Source organism: Streptomyces avidinii, from assembly GCF_014650695.1.
Classification (GTDB): domain Bacteria; phylum Actinomycetota; class Actinomycetes; order Streptomycetales; family Streptomycetaceae; genus Streptomyces; species Streptomyces avidinii.
The window spans coordinates 734,196-750,387 of sequence record NZ_BMVL01000001.1 but is presented as its reverse complement, the minus strand read 5'-3'; the positions used below and the strand labels follow the sequence as shown (position 1 = coordinate 750,387).

The 16,192-nt window shown below is 71.8% G+C and carries 11 protein-coding genes; 6 read left to right on the top strand and 5 right to left on the bottom strand.

The window, feature by feature from the left end:
- The first annotated feature begins 3 nt into the window (after nt 1-3).
- The 4 genes from IE257_RS03480 to IE257_RS03465 all read left to right on the top strand — a co-directional run bounded on the left by IE257_RS03480 (nt 4) and on the right by IE257_RS03465 (nt 4,239).
- The gene (locus IE257_RS03480; RefSeq protein WP_189964428.1) at nt 4-1,353 is read left to right on the top strand and encodes an MFS transporter; all 1,350 of its coding nucleotides are present in this window, start codon (nt 4-6) and stop codon (nt 1,351-1,353) included.
- A gap of 69 nt (nt 1,354-1,422) precedes the next feature.
- Nucleotides 1,423-2,355: an EamA family transporter gene (locus IE257_RS03475; protein ID WP_189964426.1), complete on the top strand. Its 933-nt coding sequence runs from the start codon at nt 1,423-1,425 to the stop codon at nt 2,353-2,355.
- Between the two features lie 50 nt (nt 2,356-2,405).
- The gene (locus IE257_RS03470; protein WP_189964424.1) at nt 2,406-3,326 is read left to right on the top strand and encodes a DMT family transporter; all 921 of its coding nucleotides are present in this window, start codon (nt 2,406-2,408) and stop codon (nt 3,324-3,326) included.
- A 10-nt stretch (nt 3,327-3,336) separates the two neighbouring features.
- Entirely contained in the window at nt 3,337-4,239 is a 903-nt protein-coding gene (locus IE257_RS03465; protein WP_189964422.1) for a LysR family transcriptional regulator, read from the top strand.
- A gap of 116 nt (nt 4,240-4,355) precedes the next feature.
- Here the strand turns inward: IE257_RS03465 and pepN are convergent, their stop codons facing one another.
- The gene (gene pepN / locus IE257_RS03460; RefSeq protein ID WP_189964420.1) at nt 4,356-6,962 is read right to left on the bottom strand and encodes an aminopeptidase N; all 2,607 of its coding nucleotides are present in this window, start codon (nt 6,960-6,962) and stop codon (nt 4,356-4,358) included.
- Nucleotides 6,963-7,103: 141 nt separating this feature from the next.
- Nucleotides 7,104-8,132 carry an aspartate-semialdehyde dehydrogenase gene (locus IE257_RS03455; RefSeq protein ID WP_189964418.1) on the bottom strand — a complete coding sequence of 343 codons (1,029 nt, stop codon included), beginning with the start codon at nt 8,130-8,132 and terminating at the stop codon, nt 7,104-7,106.
- A gap of 261 nt (nt 8,133-8,393) precedes the next feature.
- Between IE257_RS03455 and IE257_RS03450 the strand changes: the two genes are divergently transcribed.
- A complete protein-coding gene (locus IE257_RS03450) occupies nt 8,394-9,884 on the top strand; it encodes a M28 family metallopeptidase (protein ID WP_189964416.1) in 1,491 nt (496 codons plus the stop codon).
- Between the two features lie 89 nt (nt 9,885-9,973).
- Here the strand turns inward: IE257_RS03450 and IE257_RS03445 are convergent, their stop codons facing one another.
- Together IE257_RS03445 and IE257_RS03440 are read right to left on the bottom strand one after the other, a co-directional pair.
- Nucleotides 9,974-13,297, bottom strand: a complete 3,324-nt coding sequence (locus IE257_RS03445; protein ID WP_189964414.1) for a S8 family serine peptidase — start codon at nt 13,295-13,297, stop codon at nt 9,974-9,976.
- Nucleotides 13,298-13,570: 273 nt separating this feature from the next.
- Nucleotides 13,571-14,131, bottom strand: a complete 561-nt coding sequence (locus IE257_RS03440) for a CGNR zinc finger domain-containing protein (RefSeq protein WP_189964412.1) — start codon at nt 14,129-14,131, stop codon at nt 13,571-13,573.
- A gap of 136 nt (nt 14,132-14,267) precedes the next feature.
- Between IE257_RS03440 and IE257_RS03435 the strand changes: the two genes are divergently transcribed.
- Nucleotides 14,268-15,158 (top strand): pyridoxamine 5'-phosphate oxidase family protein, encoded by an 891-nt coding sequence (locus IE257_RS03435; RefSeq protein WP_189964410.1) that lies wholly within the window; start codon nt 14,268-14,270, stop codon nt 15,156-15,158.
- Here the strand turns inward: IE257_RS03435 and IE257_RS03430 are convergent.
- On the bottom strand, nt 15,134-16,096 hold the full coding sequence (locus IE257_RS03430) for a hypothetical protein (protein ID WP_189964408.1): 963 nt from the start codon (nt 16,094-16,096) through the stop codon (nt 15,134-15,136). The genes IE257_RS03435 and IE257_RS03430 overlap by 25 nt on opposite strands.
- Nucleotides 16,097-16,192: the final 96 nt, after the last annotated feature.

The following is a 16,192-nucleotide window of genomic DNA, read 5'->3' as shown; positions in this document are numbered from 1 at the left end:
GTCATGGCAGTGTTCATGGGAAAGACGGCCGGGTCGGAGGAAGCGAAGGTCGCGGGGGAGCGGTCGCTGCTCCTCGGTATCGGCATCAGCGCGGTCGGGATCGGTATGTACATCCCCTTCTCGCTGGTCTTCTTCCACCACGTCACCGGCCTCTCCCTCACCCTCGTCGGTCTGGTCATGACCGTCACCGGGCTGGCCGGACTGGCGTTCATGCCACTGGCCGGCTCGGCCGTCGACCGGTTCGGCGCCAAGCGGGTCAACCTGGTGCTCTACGGGATGCGGGCGCTCGGCTTCGCCCTCTATCCCTTCGCGAGCTCGCTGCCCGCCTTCGCGGCCGTCGCCCTCGTCACCGCCCTCGCCGACCGCTCCTTCGGAGTCGTCCAGCAGTCCCTGATCGGCGAGGTGGCCCGGGGCGCCGCCCGCGACCGGCTCCAGGCGTCCACCCGGGCGTTGCAGAACGCCGGGATGGGCGCGGGCGCCCTGCTCGTGTCCGGGGTGCTGGCGCTGTGGGGCACCGGCGGTTTCACGTACACCGCCTGGGGCAACGCGCTGGCCTTCGCCCTCGCCGGACTACTCGTCAGCCGGGTCCGGGCGGACCGCACGGCAGGCGTGGGAGGCGCGGCAGGCGCTGCCGCGAGCGGATCCGTCGGCTACCGTACGGTCCTGCGCGACCGGCCCTTCCTCGGGCTCACCGCCGCCAACTTCCTCACCGCGCTGGGCTACTCCGCCCTCTCCGTCCTCTTCCCGCTCTACCTCTCCACCTGGCTGAAGGCCCCCGACTCCCTCACCGGAGCAGCCTTCACGGTCAACACCGTCCTGTGCGCCGGGGTCGGCGTACTGATCGCGGGCCGCGTCCGCCGCTCCGGTGCCCGCCGCACCCGCTCGGCCGCCCTCGGCGCCCTGCTCTTCGCGGCCGCATTCGTGGGGCAGATCGCGCTCGGCACTTTGCGGCCCGGCCGGACCGTCACCCTGGTCGCCCTGCTGGCGATCGTCGTCGTCTACACCCTCGGCGAGCTCGTGCACAGCCCCTCCGGCGGCGCCCTGTCGGTCTCCGCCGCCCCCGAGCCGGTCCGCGGCCGCTACCTGGCCACCTATCAGCTGTCCTACTCGCTGGCCGGGGCGCTCGCCCCTTCCCTCTTCACCGCCCTGCTCGCCGTCGACGGCCGCCTGCCCTGGGCCGTGCTGGCGGTCGCCGCCCTCGGCGCCGCCCTGGCGCTGCTCCGCCTGGAGCGGCACCTGCCGGCCGAGGCCGTGCACGCCGAGCCGCCGGTGGCCGTCAGGGCCGCCTCGGCGCCGCACGCAGCGCCGTCCGCGACGCCGGCCGCCGCTCCGGTGGACGTGACCGCCGCCTGAGACCCGCCGCCGGTCCTCCCACCCGGTCCTCCCGTCCGCTCGCCCCGCCCGATCGAGGAGCCACCCGCCATGAAGCGTTTAGCCACCGTCGCGCTGACCGCACTCGCCCCCGTCTCCTGGGGTTCCACCTACGCCGTCGCCACCGAACTGCTGCCGCCCGACCGGCCCCTGTTCACCGGGGTGATGCGGGCCCTGCCCGCGGGGCTGCTGCTGACCGCCCTCGCCCGCACCCTGCCCAAGGGGCAGTGGTGGTGGAAGTCCGCGGTCCTCGGCATCCTCAACATCGGCGCCTTCTTCCCGCTGCTGTTCCTCTCCGCCTACCGGCTGCCCGGCGGGGTCGCGGCCGTACTGGGCGCCGCCGGCCCGCTGTTCGTCGTAGGGCTGGCCGCGCTGCTCCTCGGGGAGCGGGCGAGCCTGCGCACCGTGCTGGCGGCCGTCGTGGGGGCGTTCGGCGTGAGCATGGTCGTCCTCACCGCGGAGGCGGGGCTGGATGCGGTCGGCGTCATCGCCGGTGTGATCTCCTCCGCCTCCATGGGCGCCGGCACCGTGATGACCAAGCGCTGGGGCCGCCCCGAGGGCGTGGGCCCGCTGGCGATGACCGGCTGGCAGCTCACCGCGGGCGGGCTGTTCATCATCCCGGTCGCCGCCCTCGTCGAGGGGGCCCCGCCCGCACTCGACGGCAAGGCCTTCCTCGGCTACGGCTACATGATGCTGATCAACACCGGTATCGCGTACTGGCTGTGGTTCCGCGGCATCGGTGCCCTCAGTGCCACCTCGGTCACCCTGCTCGGCCCGCTCTCCCCGCTCACCGCCGCCGTCATCGGCTGGGCCGCCCTCGGGCAGGCGCTGTCGCCCGTGCAGCTCGTCGGGATGGCGGTCGCCTTCGGCGCCACCGTGGCCGGTCAGCTGGCAGCCGCCCGCACCGCCAAATCGTTCAGTTCTCCTGAAAGGAACGACCAGAACATTTCGATGGACCTGATGGATGAAGGGGTGCGACGGTAGGGCGCACGCACCACCCGCCGACTTCGAGGAGCAGACCCACAGTGGCCGTCATGGACCGCGTCCGTACCGTCTCGCAGGCCGAGCCCGGCAGCACCGGCAGGAAGGGTGCCGCCGGGCTCGGCGTGCTCCTCGCGCTGCTCGCGACGGTGGTCTGGTCCGGCAGCTTCGTCGCCACCCGGGGCATGGCCGAGACCGTCCCGCCCGTCCAGGCGGTCTTCTGGCGCTGGATCATCGCCCTGCTCGCCGTCGCCCCCTTCGCCGTCCGGCAGGCTTGGCAGCAGCGGGCCCTGATCCGGCGCCACCTCGGCTTCATCGCCCTCGCCTCGCTGTTCGGCGTCGCCCTCTACAACACGCTCGTGCACCAGGCCGGACTGACCACCTCCGCCTCCAACATGGGCATGATCATGGCCGCCTCGCCCGTCATCATGGCGCTCTACGCCCGCCTCGGCGGCGAACGGCTCGGCAAGCGACGGACCTTCGGCCTCCTGCTCGCCGCCTTCGGAGTGCTGCTGCTCGTCGGGGACGGCTCGATCGGCTTCGACTTCGGCGCAGGCGACCTGTGGATGTTCGCCGCCGCCCTGTCCTTCGCCACGTACAGCGCCCTGCTGCGCCGCAAGCCCGCCGAACTCGGCGGACTCGCCTTCCTGATCACCACCTTCGTGCTCGGCGCGCTGATGCTGGCACCCGCCTATGCCGTCTCCGTCTCCGTCCAGGGCGGTTTCGAGATCACCGCGGGGACGGTCGGACCGCTGCTGTACGTCGGGGTGTTCTCCTCCGCCGTCGCCTTCTTCGCCTGGAACAAGGCCGTCTCGATGATCGGGGCGGCCCGAGCGGGAGTCGTCTACTACCTCCAGCCGGTGTGCGTGGCCGGGCTCGGCCTCCTGCTGCTCGGCGAGCGGACCGGACCTGCGCAGCTGCTCTGCATGGCGCTGATCCTCGGAGGGGTCGGGCTGGGGAGTGCCCGGCGGTAGGTTCGGGCCCATGACCGAGTGGGACATCAAGAAGCTGCGGATCCTGCGGACCCTCGCCGAACAGGGGACCGTGACCCGGACGGCCGAGGCGCTGCACATGACGCCCTCGGCCGTTTCGCAGCAACTGACCAACCTCGCCCGGCAACTGGGAGTGGTGCTGCTGGAGGCCGACGGCCGCCGGGTACGGCTCACCGACGCGGCCCATCTCGTCCTGCGGCACACGGAGGCGGTCTTCGCCCAACTGGAGCGGGCCGACGCGGAACTGGCCGGATACCTCGCCGGGGACACGGGGGAGGTGCGGGTGGGCGCCTTCTCCACCGCCGTACCGGCGCTCGTGGTCCCCGCGGTGGCCGCCCTGCGGCGGGCCCACCCCGGGGTGGAGGTCCGGGTCCGGGAGACGGAGGCCGCGGAGTCGTACGAGCTCCTGTCCGCCGGGGGCGTGGACCTGGCGCTGTCCCTGGCGGCCCATGCGCCCACCGCGCGGGATCCCCGGTTCACCCGGGTCGTGCTCCTGGAGGACCCGCTGGACGTGGCGCTCCCGCCGGGCCACCCGCTGGCGGCCGCGGAGGGCCTGCGGTTGGCGGACCTGTCCGGCGACCCGTGGATCTACGGGGGCAGCGGCCCCTGGTCGGAGATCGCCCGGTCCGCCTGCGAGACGGCGGGCTTCGTCCCGGAACAGGCGCACTCGGCGTCCGGGTGGACCGCGATCCTGGCGATGGTGGAGGCGGGGATGGGGGTGGCGCTGGTCCCGCGGATGGTGTCGAGCCGGGCCTCGGGCGGGACGGTCCGGGTCCTGGCCCACGACCGTCCGACCCGCCACGTGATCGCGGCGGTCCGCCGGGGCGCCGAGTCCGCGCCCGCGCTGTCCCACGTCCTGGCGGCCCTCCGCGAAGCGGCCGCCGCCCGGCGGTAGGGGTTCCCGGGCTCCGCCCGGACCCGGTCCTCAATCGCCGGACGGGCTGAAGAATCAGCCTCGCCGGCGTGTGAGGCGCGGGGTCCGGGACGGAGCCCCGGCTACGGTGCGAGCCGTCAGACCCGAGCGGCAGCGGCAGCCGCGTCGGCCGCCTGCGCGCGAAGGGCGCGCTCGACGCCCGCGCGGGACTCCGAGATCAGGCGGCGCAGGGCCGCGTTCGGCTCGGCCGAGGCCAGCCACGCGTCCGTCGCGTCCAGGGTCTCCTGCGAGACCTGGAGCGCCGGGTACAGGCCCACCGCGATCTGCTGGGCGATCTCGTGGCTGCGGGTCTCCCAGACCTGCTTGACCGCCGAGAAGAACTTCTCGGTGTACGGGGCCAGCAGCTCGCGCTGGTCGGTCTGGACGAAGCCGCCGATCACCGCCTCCTGCACCGCGTTCGGCAGATCGCCGGACTCGACCACCGAGGCCCATGCCTCGGCCTTGGCCTCTGCCGTCGGGCGCGCCGCCCGGGCGGTCGCCGCGTGGCGCTCGCCCGCCGCGGTGGCGTCCCGCTCCAGCTCCGCCGCGATGGCCTGCTCCCCGGCGACGCCCGTCGCGGCGAGCCGCTCCAGGAACGTCCACCGCAGCTCGGTGTCGACGGCCAGGCCCTCGACCTCCGCCGCGCCGTCGAGCAGCGCCGACAGGTAGGTGAGCTGACCCTCGGTGCGGGCCGTGGCCGCGAAGGCCCGCGCCCACGCCAGCTGGTGGTCGCCGGCCGGCTCGGCCCCGCGCAGGTGCTCCAGAGTGGCCTCGGTCCAGGCCGCCAGGCCCTCCTCCCGCCACGCCGGGTCGGCGTACAGGTCGAGGGCCAGCTTCACCTGGCGGTGCAGCGACTGGACGACACCGATGTCGGACTCCTTGCCGATCCCCGAGAGGACCAGCGAGAGGTAGTCGCGGGTGGCGAGCTCGCCGTCGCGCGTCATGTCCCAGGCCGAGGCCCAGCACAGGGCGCGCGGCAGGGACTCGGTGAAGTCGCCGATGTGCGCGGTGACGGCGGCGAGGGACGCCTCGTCCAGGCGGACCTTCGCGTAGGACAGGTCGTCGTCGTTCAGCAGGAAGACCGCCGGGCGGGGGCGGCCCACCAGTTCCGGCACCGTGGTCAGCGCGCCGTCGATGTCCAGCTCGATCCGGTCGGTGCGCACGAGGGCGCCGTCCTGGAGCTCGTACAGGCCGACCGCGATGCGGTGCGGGCGCAGGGTGGACTCGCCCTTGGCGCCGGCGGGCAGGGCGGGCGCCTCCTGGCGGATGCCGAAGGCGGTGATCACACCGTTCGCGTCGGTGGTGACCTCCGGGCGCAGGATGTTGATGCCGGCCGTCTCCAGCCACGCCTTCGACCAGGCGGTCAGGTCGCGGCCGGAGGTCTCCTCCAGCGCGCCCAGCAGGTCCGACAGGCGCGTGTTCCCGAACGCGTGCGCCTTGAAGTACGCCTGCACGCCCTTGAAGAAGGCGTCCATGCCGACGTAGGCGACGAGCTGCTTGAGGACCGAGGCGCCCTTGGCGTAGGTGATGCCGTCGAAGTTGACCATGACGTCGTCGAGGTCACGGATGTCCGCCATGATCGGGTGCGTGGACGGCAGCTGGTCCTGCCGGTACGCCCAGGTCTTCATGGAGTTGGCGAAGGTGGTCCACGCGTGCGGCCACTTCGAGCCCTCGGCGTACGCCTGGCAGGCGATCGACGTGTACGTCGCGAAGGACTCGTTCAGCCACAGGTCGTTCCACCACTCCATGGTGACCAGGTCGCCGAACCACATGTGCGCGAGCTCGTGGAGGATGGTCTCCGCGCGCACCTCGTACGCCGCGTCCGTCACCTTCGAGCGGAAGACGTACTGGTCGCGGATGGTGACCGCGCCCGCGTTCTCCATGGCGCCCGCGTTGAACTCCGGGACGAAGAGCTGGTCGTACTTGGCGAAGGGGTACGCGTAGGCGAACTTCTCCTGGAACCAGTCGAAGCCCTGCCGGGTCACGTCGAAGATCGCGTCCGCGTCGAGGAACTCGGCGAGCGAGGGTCGGCAGTAGATGCCGAGCGGCACGGACTGGCCGTCCGGGCCCTCGTACGAGCTGTGCACCGCGTGGTACGGACCGACGATCAGCGCCGTGATGTACGAGGAGATGCGCGGGGTCGGCTCGAAGCGCCAGACGTTGTCCTTGACGTCCGCGGCCTCCGCCCCCTCAGGGATGTCCCGTGGGGAGTTCGAGATGACCGTCCAGCCCTCGGGGGCCGTCACGGTGAACTGGAACGTGGCCTTCAGGTCGGGCTGCTCGAAGCTGGCGAAGACCCGCCGCGCGTCCGGCACCTCGAACTGGGTGTAGAGATAGGCCTGCTGGTCGACCGGGTCGACGAAGCGGTGGAGGCCCTCACCGGTGTTCGTGTACGCGCAGTCCGCGACGACACGGAGCTCGTTGGCCCCGGCCGCCAGGTGGTTCAGCGCGATCCGGGAGTCGTGGAAGACGGCCGCGACGTCCAGCGACTTGCCGTTGAGGACGACCTCGTGCACGGCCGGAGCGACCAGGTCGATGAAAGTCTCGCCCCCGGCCTCGGCCGCCTGGAAGCGCACGGTGGTCACGGACGAGTAGGTGCCACCCTCCTGTGCGCCACTGAGATCGAGTTCGATCTCGTAGGAGTCGACGGACAGCAGCTTGGCCCGCTGCTGAGCCTCTTCACGGGTGAGATTCGTGCCTGGCACGCGTTCATCTCCTTCGATGGTGACGTTGCCCGGCCATCCTGCCATCCGGACACCGCCGCCGCCTCGGAGTAACCCACAGGCGAAAAAACGCGCGCGGGGGCGCCGCCGTGACGGCGGCGCCCCCGCGTCGGGTGAGCGGGATCAGCCCCGCAGCTCCTCGGCCACGAGCTCGGCGATCTGCACCGCGTTCAGCGCCGCGCCCTTGCGGAGGTTGTCGTTCGAGAGGAACAGCGCGAGGCCGTTGTCCACGGTCTCGTCGCTGCGGATGCGGCCCACGTACGAGGCGTCCTTGCCCGCCGCCTGCAGGGGGGTCGGGATCTCCGAAAGCTCGACGCCGGGGGCGTCCTTCAGCAGCTCGTAGGCGCGCTCGACGCTGATCGGGTTCGCGAAACGGGCGTTGACCTGGAGGGAGTGGCCGGAGAAGACCGGTACGCGCACGCAGGTGCCGGAGACCTTGAGCTCCGGGATCTCCAGGATCTTGCGGGACTCGTTGCGGAGCTTCTGCTCCTCGTCCGTCTCGAAGGAGCCGTCGTCGACCAGGTTGCCCGCGAGCGGGACCACGTTGTAGGCGATCGGGCGCTTGTAGACGGCCGGCTCGGGGAAGTCCACCGCGCCGCCGTCGAAGGTGAGCTGGTCGGCGTTCTCGGAGACCGCGCAGGCCTGGCCCTTGAGCTCGGCCACACCGGCCAGGCCCGAGCCGGAGACGGCCTGGTAGGTGGTGGCGACCATCGCGGTCAGCCCGGCCTCCTCGTGCAGCGGGCGCAGCACCGGCATCGCGGCCATGGTGGTGCAGTTCGGGTTCGCGATGATGCCCTTGGGGCGGTTCTTGATCGCGTGCGGGTTGACCTCGGAGACCACGAGGGGGACCTCCGGGTGGCTGCGCCAGGCGGAGGAGTTGTCGATCACGACGGCGCCCTGGGAGGCGACCTTCTCGGCCAGCGCGCGGGAGGTGGCGCCGCCCGCCGAGAACAGCACGATGTCCAGGCCCGAGTAGTCGGCCGTGGAGGCGTCCTCGATGGTGATCTCCTGGCCCTCCCATTCGAGGGTGGAGCCCGCGGAACGGGCCGAGGCGAACAGCCGCAGCTCGTCCACCGGGAACTTCCGCTCGGCGAGGATGCCGCGCATGACTCCGCCGACCTGTCCGGTGGCTCCGACGATTCCGACCCTCACGGTGACTCCTTTTGGTACGTACGACGCGGGCGCGCGTGAAGCCATCATGCGTTCGACCCCACGAGCCTTGTCCAATCCATTGTCCGAGGTACGGACGGTGTCCTGAATGTGAACCCCTGTGGCGAGTTCGTGGCGGGCGTGTTGCAGGGTCGCCGAACACCCGTTTTGCCTGGTCGGAGCCGGTTAGCGTCCGGTCTGTCGCGTCCGTTTTCCGGACGCGACAGACCGCAGAACGAACCGTCCGATTCGGGGAGATCCACCGTGCGCGCCATCCGCCACCGCCACCGCCGCCGGCCCATAGCGGCGCTCGCCGCCCTCGCGGCCGCCGCCGTCGCCGCACCCGTCCTGCTGACCGCCGCTCCGGCGGCCGCCCACCCGCGCGAGGGCCGGCTGGCCAAGGAGCTGGTCGAGGAGGTCACCGCCAAGGGCGCCTACCGCCACCTGAAGAAGTTCCAGCAGATCGCCGACGCCAACGGCGGCAACCGCGCCGCCGGTACGCCGGGCCACGCCGCCTCCGCCGCCTACGTCCACGACACGCTGAAGAAGGCCGGGTACCAGGTCTCGTACCAGGACTTCGACATCTACGAGGCGCACACGAAGACGGAGCGGACCACCGTCCTCGGCCAGAACTCCCGCGAGCTGGCCACCGCCGCCTTCACGTTCACCAGGTCCACCCCGGCCGGCGGTCTGGCCGCGCCGCTCGCCCTCGCCCGGGTCGACGAGACCCCCGGCTGCACGGCCGACGACTACCCGGCCGGTGCCTTCGCCGGGAAGATCGCCCTGGTCAAGCGGGGCGCATGCACCTTCGTGGAGAAGCAGCGGGCCGCGGCCGAGGCCGGCGCGATCGGCGTGATCGTCTACAACCACAGCGGTACCACCCCGGTGCGCGGCGGCTTCTCCTCGCCCGCCGAGGGGATCATCCCGAGCGCCGGCATCACGCTGGCCGACGGCGAGGCGCTCGCCGCGGCGGCCGCCACGGGCGAGGTGAGCGTACGCCTGGAGCTGCACCAGGAGCACGAGAAGAAGACCACCCGCAACGTGATCGCCGAGACCCGGGGCGGCCGCGCCGACCGGGTGGTGACCCTGGGCGCCCACCTGGACTCCGTACCGGAGGGCCCGGGCATCAACGACAACGGATCCGGCTCGGCCGGGCTGCTGGAGGTGGCTCTCAGGCTCGCGGACGAGGGCGCCAACAAGAAGGGCAAGGGGCCCGCCAACAAGGTGCGCTTCGGCTGGTGGTCGGCGGAGGAGCTGGGCCTGCTGGGTTCGGAGCACTACGTCGCGCAGCTGTCCGAGGAGCAGAAGAAGGACATCGCCCTCTACCTGAACTTCGACATGATCGCCTCGCCGAACCCGGTGCAGTTCGTCTACGACGGGGACGACTCGGACCGGACCGGTGCGGGCGCGGGACCGGCGGGTTCGGCGCAGATCGAGGCGCTGATCAACGGCTTCCTCGACCGCAAGGGCAAGCCGCACGAGGGCAGTGACTTCGACGGCCGTTCCGACTACGGCCCGTTCATCGCGAACGGCATCCCGGCGGGCGGCACCTTCACCGGCGCCGAGGGAATCAAGACCGCCGAGCAGGCGGGGCGCCACGGCGGCACGGCCGGGGCCCCGTACGACCCGAACTACCACGGGGCCGGGGACGACCTGAAGAACCTGGACCTGGGTGTCTTCGACACCAACCTGGACGTGATCGCGCACGCGGTCGGCACCTACGCCGAGTCGCTGCGCTCCATCGGCAAGCCGTAGGCGCGCAGCAGGCGCGCGGAGCGGGGAAAAGGCCCGAGGGGGCGGCGCTCGTCAGAGCGCCGCCCCCTCGGGTTCTCTACTGCGGGGTCCTACGGGAGAACCTTCTCGATCTGCACGCTGCCGGTGCCGGCGGCGGTGCCGCGGGCGTTGAGCAGCTGGACCTGGCCGAAGAACTGACGGCCCTCGGGGGCCGGGCTGCTGACCAGGACGTTCGCCGAGACCTGCGCGGTGGCGCCGGTGGCGAGATTCACCGCGGCGGCCTCGTCGACCTGGACGGAGCCCAGGGCGGCCGAGAAGAACACGTCGCGGTAGTCGTACGTGGTGGAGCCGGACGGGATCGCGTAGCCGATCACCTTGACGGTGTAGGTGCCCGCGGCCGGGTTCACCAGGCTCACGGCCTCCTCGGAGTCGCCGTCGGCGGCCGAGCCGACCTTGACGCCGTCCTTGTAGACCTCGAGGTCGAGGTCGGCGGCGGTGTCGGACACCTTGCCGATCGCGACGTCGAGGCGCGAGGTGCCCGCGGGGACCGCGATCTCGGTGCTGTGGGTCTCACCGTTCGCGATGGTCGGCTTGGCGACCTTCGCGGAGCCGAGCGGACCGCCCTGGAGCTTGCCGCCGGTGATGGCCGCGCCGGCGTTCTTGACGCTCCACTGGACCGGGGCCGGGGTGCCCTGCTTCACCTCGGGCAGGACCTTGACCGCGGGGTCGAAGGCCGCGCCGAGCACGGAGACGTCCAGCTTGAACGGGTTGTCGAGCACCGGCGACGTACGACGGGCCTCGACCTCGATCTCCCAGACACCCGGCGTCGGCTCGGGGTACGAGCGCACGTCGGGGCGGCAGGTGTTGGCCGGGTTGTCGTAGTTCGGGTAGCAGTTGGTCGTGGCCGTCGGGTCGACCGGCACGCCGTACGGGTGGATCGCGATGAAGCGCGTCTGGGCGCCCGCCGCGAGACCGCCGAGGGCGACCTCCAGGCTCTTGGCGCCCGGCGGCACGGTCACGAAGTACGACTTGTGGCTGTTGCGCTGCACCGAGGAGCTCTGCGACAAGGCGAACGACGGCGCGGCCAGGGGGGCGGAAGCCACGACGGTCGTCAGGATCTGCTTGTCGATGCCCTCGGTGGTCTCGTCGTCCAGCTGCAGGATGCCGCTGTGGACGCCGGCCGACTTGGCGTTGGCCTCGACCTTGATGGTGACGGGCTTGTTCAGCGGCAGGGTGACGTAGTCGTAGCCGCCGACGACCTTGAAGGTGCCGTCGTTGTTGCGCCAGCTCAGGTCGTGCCGGGTGCCGTACTTGACGCCCGTGGTGCGGGTGACGACGACGTTGTAGACCTTCTTCTGGTTGACCTTGAGGCCACCCTCACGGTCGTACAGGCCGGTGCCGGAGCCCGGGGTCTTCAGGAACTGGTCGATCGCGGTGTCGACCGGCGCCTGGACGGTGAACTCGTTGGCCTTCGCGTCGCGCTGGATGGACTCCCACGCGCCGGGGATGTCGATCAGACCCGAACCCTGGGCGTGCGCCGGGACGTTGTCGATCTTCTTGGCGGCGGTGGTGAGCGCGACCCGCAGGGAGGCCGGGGTCAGCTTGATGTTGTGCTGCTTGGCGGCCGAGATCAGCAGGGCGCTGGCGCCCGCCGCCTGCGGCGAGGCCATCGAGGTGCCCTGGAGCATGCCGTAACCGGCCGGCAGGGTGTAGCCGGCCTCCTTCACCGGGGCGCCGGGCAGCCAGGTCTGGATGGTGTTGATGGCCGCGCCGGGGGCGCTGATGGTCGGCGTGAAGCCGCCGTCCTCACGCGGACCGCGCGAGGAGAAGGGGAACATGTTGTACTTCGTGCTCACACCGGAGCCGTAGTTGGCGGCCCAGGTCTCCTTGGAGACCGACGCGCCCACGGAGATGACCTTGTCCGCGAGGGCGGGGTCGCCGATGGTGTTGACGCCCGGGCCCGAGTTGCCGGCCGAGATGACCAGCTGGACGCCGTAGGTGTCGATGAGGTTCTTGTAGAGCTCGGAACGCGCGTTGTTGCCGTCGTTCAGCGCCGGCAGGCCACCGATGGACATGTTGACGATGTCCACGCCGCGGTTGACGACGAGGTCGATCATGCCCTCGGTCAGCGCGATGTTGGTGCAGCCGCCGGACCAGGAGCAGGCGCGCGAGGAGACGAGCTTCGCGCCGGGCGCCTCGCCGTTCATCTTGCCGCCGAAGAGGCTGTTGGCGGCGGTGATGCCGGCGACGTGCGTGCCGTGCTCGGACTCGATGATGCCGACGTTGACGAAGTCGGCCTTCTTGCCGACCCAGTCCCCGCCGAGCGGGTCCATCGGGACGTCCTTGCGGATCTCGATCACGAACGGGATGCGTTCGGCGACCTCGGTCGCCGGGTTGTCCGTGCCGAAGTAGCCGATCTGGTAGCCGTCCTTGTACGGCTTCATCGGGTCGTTGTTCGTGAAGTCGCCGTCCTGGTCGGTGTCGACACGGACGGTGCCGGCGGCGGCGTCGTACAGCAGGCCGAACCGGTCGCTGGTGTCCCCGTCCCGGTTGACGTCGCCCGCCATGTCACCGGTGGCGGTGATCGACTCGCTGAAGCGGCTCCACTGGAAGCTGCCCTCCGGGGCCTTCCAGCTCTGGCCGCCCGCGGTGAAGGTGCCGCCCGCGGAGGTCACCGGGGTGATCTGCGCGCGCCACGTGCCGTCGTTGTCGGTGATCGGGTCGGTGGCCGTCACCCAGTCGACGATCTTGCGCTCGCCGGTCGTGGTCTTCTGCAGGGCCGGGTGACCGAGGTCGACACCCGAGTCCATGATGCCGATGGTCACGCCGCGGCCGTCGGCCTGCGGGTTGTCCTTCACGAAGTCGACCGCACCCGTCTCGAAGGACGGGTTGTACGGGTTCTTCGCGGGGGTGTTCTTGTCCGGCGCCGCGTACGTCTCGGTGGCGGTCTTCTTGACCGCGCCCGACTCGCCCTTGGCGTCGGGACGGGGGTCCGGCAGCTGGATCTCGTGCCGCAGGTCGATGCCGTGCACGGAGGACAGCTTGGCGGCCGCCTTCAGGGCGGCGTCCGCCTTGCCGGTGGGCAGGGTGGCGCGGACGTAGCCGAGCTTGTCGTACGTCTGGCCCACCGAGGCGCCCTGGACGGCGCCCAGCTGGTCGGCCACCTGCTTGGTCTGGCCGGGGGCGGTCGCGACCATGACGGTGACGTTCGCGTCACCCTTGGCCTTGGCCTGCTGAAGCAGCTCGGCATCGGCCGAACCGAGCTTCTGATCGGCGGACTTGACCGCGGGCGAGGTGCCCGGGGTGTCCGCGCCGGTCGCCGCGAGGACGGGCCCGGCGCCGGTGGCCGCGAGAGCGGCGACCAGTCCGGCCGCGGCCGCGACGCGTGCGACGCGTCTGGCCCCGGATATGGAGCTGGGGGATTCGAGGGTCATCAGCATCCCTGGTAAGTGAAAGATACGGTCCGGATTTCGGTGCCGGATGACCGGTCAGCTTGGCCTACGTGACTGCTCTTTGGGGAGGGTTGTCATTGACCGAGACCTGCCATGGCGGACTCTCGCCAGCGCGAGGAATGCGCCAGTGCGGCCTTACCGGGGCACAGCGGTGCGAACCACAGGGGTAGATGGGTCGATTTATCGACTTGATGGCCATGCGTCAGCACCGGGACGTGTTTGCGCCCCGGCGCGGGTGTGACAGATTTCGATTGGTCAGCGCTCGCGCGTGCGCGCGTAGTGGCGTGAGGCCTTCGCGCGGTTTCCGCAGGCGGCCATCGAGCACCAGCGTCGGGTGCCGTTGCGCGAGACGTCGAAGAAGCGCAGGACGCAGGTCTCGGACGCGCAGGTGCGGATCCGCTCGGGCGCGGAGCCCAGCAGGTCGAGGTAGTCGCGCGCCGCCGTCCAGGCCGGCCCCCAGGCCGGGTCGGCGAACTCGGCGCGCTCGCCCGGGCCTTCGGCGGTCAGGGTGGCCCGGATGCGGCCGTGCTCCAGTACGGCGTCGATCAGTGCGCGGGCGCTCTCGTCGGCCGGGTCCGCGACCGCGCGGGACAGCGCCTCGCGGGCGGTCAGCAGGTGGACGAGGGTCGCCGCGTCGGCGCGGAAGCGGTCGGCGAGGCCCGTGCTCTCCAGCCAGACCGCCAGCCCCTGCACCCGGGTGAGTCCGGCCGCGCCGGCGAAGAGGTCCAGCGGTTCGCCGTCGGCGACCCAGCGGGTGTTGAGCAGGTCGAGGGCGACCGGTTCCCCGGTCAGGGGTCGTGGATCCAGTGTCGCCATGTCCCGCTTGCCCCTCTTTCACCGCCCGGCCAACCCCTTGAGGGTACGTGAGCGGTTGCCTCCCCCATTCTAACCCTCTATTCTAAATTAGAAGGTTAGATCTGAATCGGTGTGTCATCCCTGCGGAAGGACCGTCATGATCTCCGGGGCGTACCACTGGGGCCCGCTGGCCGTGCAGGAGCAGGTCGGCGTGCGGGACCTCGCCGAGCATGTCGGACGTTCGATCGGCACGGGCATCGGCGATGTCGCCGCGGCCTTCCTGGGACTCCAGCCGCACCTGGTCGTCGGCGCCGCCGACGGCGCGGGGCGGGTGTGGGCCTCCCTGCTCACCGGCCCGCCCGGTTTCGTAAGGGCCACCGGGCCGGACCGGGTCGTGGTCGCCGGCGGTCCACCGGAGGGCGACCCGCTCGCCGAGGCGCTGGCCACGCCCGGGACCCGGGTGGGGAGCATCGCGCTCGACCCGCGCACCCGGCGCCGGATGCGGCTGAACGGCACCCTCGCCGAGACCCGGCGGGGCTTCGCCGTCGAGGCGGAGCAGGTCTTCGCCAACTGCCCGAAGTACATCCAGCGGCGGCAGCCGCTGCAGCTGATCGGGCAGGGGGCGGGTGTCGTACGGCGCGGGGACGCGCTGACCCCCGGCCAGCAGCGGAGCGTGCGCGGCGCCGACACCTTCTTCATCGCCACCACGGCGGAGGCGGACGGGGTCGACGCCAGTCATCGGGGCGGGCTGCCGGGCTTCGTCGAGGTGCTCTCGCCGGTCGAGCTGGCCTGGCCGGACTACGCGGGCAACGCCATGTTCCTGACCCTGGGGAACCTGACCGCCGATCCGCGGGCCGGGCTGCTCTTCCCGGACTGGGAGAGCGGGGCCGTCCTGCAGCTCAGCGGCCGGGCCCGGACCGATTTCCGGGCCGACGGGAGCCGGCTCACCCGCTTCCGGGTGGAGTCGGTGGTGGAGGGCGTGCACCCGGGGCGGCTGCTCTGGAGCACCCCGGAGTACTCGCCTCACCTGGGCAGGACCACCAGGTAGGCGGCGGGTTCCCGGTCGTCGGAGGCGGTCAGGGCGGTCCGGATGACCGCCGCCTGCTGCTCGGGCCAGTCGCGGAGCTTGCGCGGGGTGATGTGGATGACGGTCACGCCGAGCCGCTCCAGCGTCTCGCGCTTGCGCACCGACTCGGACCACTGCTCGTCCTCGCCCTGGCGCGGGGCGCGGGTGTCGATCTCCACGGCGACGGAGTGCTCGGGCCAGTACGCGTCGACCCCACCGAGGTGCGGGCCGCCGGGCAGTCGCAGGTCGACGTTCCAGACGGGGTCGGGGAGCTCGTGGCCCCGTACGACGTGGTACAGCCGGTCCTCGGCGATGGCCCGGCCCTCCGCGAGCAGCGACTCGACCGCGTCGACCACGTGCGGCCGGTTCAGCAGCCGGGCCACCGTCAGCTCCCGCACGACGGCGGCCGGTTCGCAGTGCCCGCCGCGGACGGCCTCGCTCAGCAGGCGGCGTACGGTTCCGGCGTCGGAGAGCTGGGTGACGGCGTCGGCGACGGCGCGCGCGACGGGCGCCACCGGCAGCCCGGTCACTTCCTGGGAGCGCGGCGGGGTGTGCGTCCGTACGATCCGCACGTCCCCGGTGGAGCGCAGCCGCCGGGTGCGGGGCACCAGGACGTCGATGTGCGAGAGGGCGAGCAGCGCGGGCGCGGAGCCGAACCGGTACAGGGCGAGCGCCGCCAGCCCGGTGATCATGACCTCGCTGCCACCGTGCCGGCCCGCGTACAGCAGCGCGGCGTGCAGCCGCTCCTCGCTGGTCGCCGGGCCGGAGTGGAGCAGGAACACCCCGGGCAGGATCTGCTGCCAGGGCCGCTCGGCCGCGTCGGAGGCGGTGACGCCGTGCTCGCGCAGCTGGGCGAGGGTCAGCACGCGGGGGCGGCTGCCGGTGAGGTGCGCGAGGGGGAGGGGTGCGTTGTGGTTCATGACGCGGTGATTCCCTCAGGCCATGGCCTTGCTAACCCCTGTTACACGCTCGTCGACAAATCCGGACAAGCTGGGGCTAAAGTACGGGCGTTCGAC

Bases quoted from the DNA above. Each gene is read 5' to 3' on its own strand.
- IE257_RS03480 (WP_189964428.1), top strand. From the start codon at position 4: ATGGCAGTGTTCATGGGAAAGACGGCCGGGTCGGAGGAAGCGAAGGTC.
- IE257_RS03475 (WP_189964426.1), top strand. From the start codon at position 1,423: ATGAAGCGTTTAGCCACCGTCGCGCTGACCGCACTCGCCCCCGTCTCC.
- IE257_RS03470 (WP_189964424.1), top strand. From the start codon at position 2,406: ATGGACCGCGTCCGTACCGTCTCGCAGGCCGAGCCCGGCAGCACCGGC.
- IE257_RS03465 (WP_189964422.1), top strand. From the start codon at position 3,337: ATGACCGAGTGGGACATCAAGAAGCTGCGGATCCTGCGGACCCTCGCC.
- IE257_RS03445 (WP_189964414.1), bottom strand. From the start codon at position 13,297: ATGACCCTCGAATCCCCCAGCTCCATATCCGGGGCCAGACGCGTCGCA.
- IE257_RS03440 (WP_189964412.1), bottom strand. From the start codon at position 14,131: ATGGCGACACTGGATCCACGACCCCTGACCGGGGAACCGGTCGCCCTC.
- IE257_RS03435 (WP_189964410.1), top strand. From the start codon at position 14,268: ATGATCTCCGGGGCGTACCACTGGGGCCCGCTGGCCGTGCAGGAGCAG.
- IE257_RS03430 (WP_189964408.1), bottom strand. From the start codon at position 16,096: ATGAACCACAACGCACCCCTCCCCCTCGCGCACCTCACCGGCAGCCGC.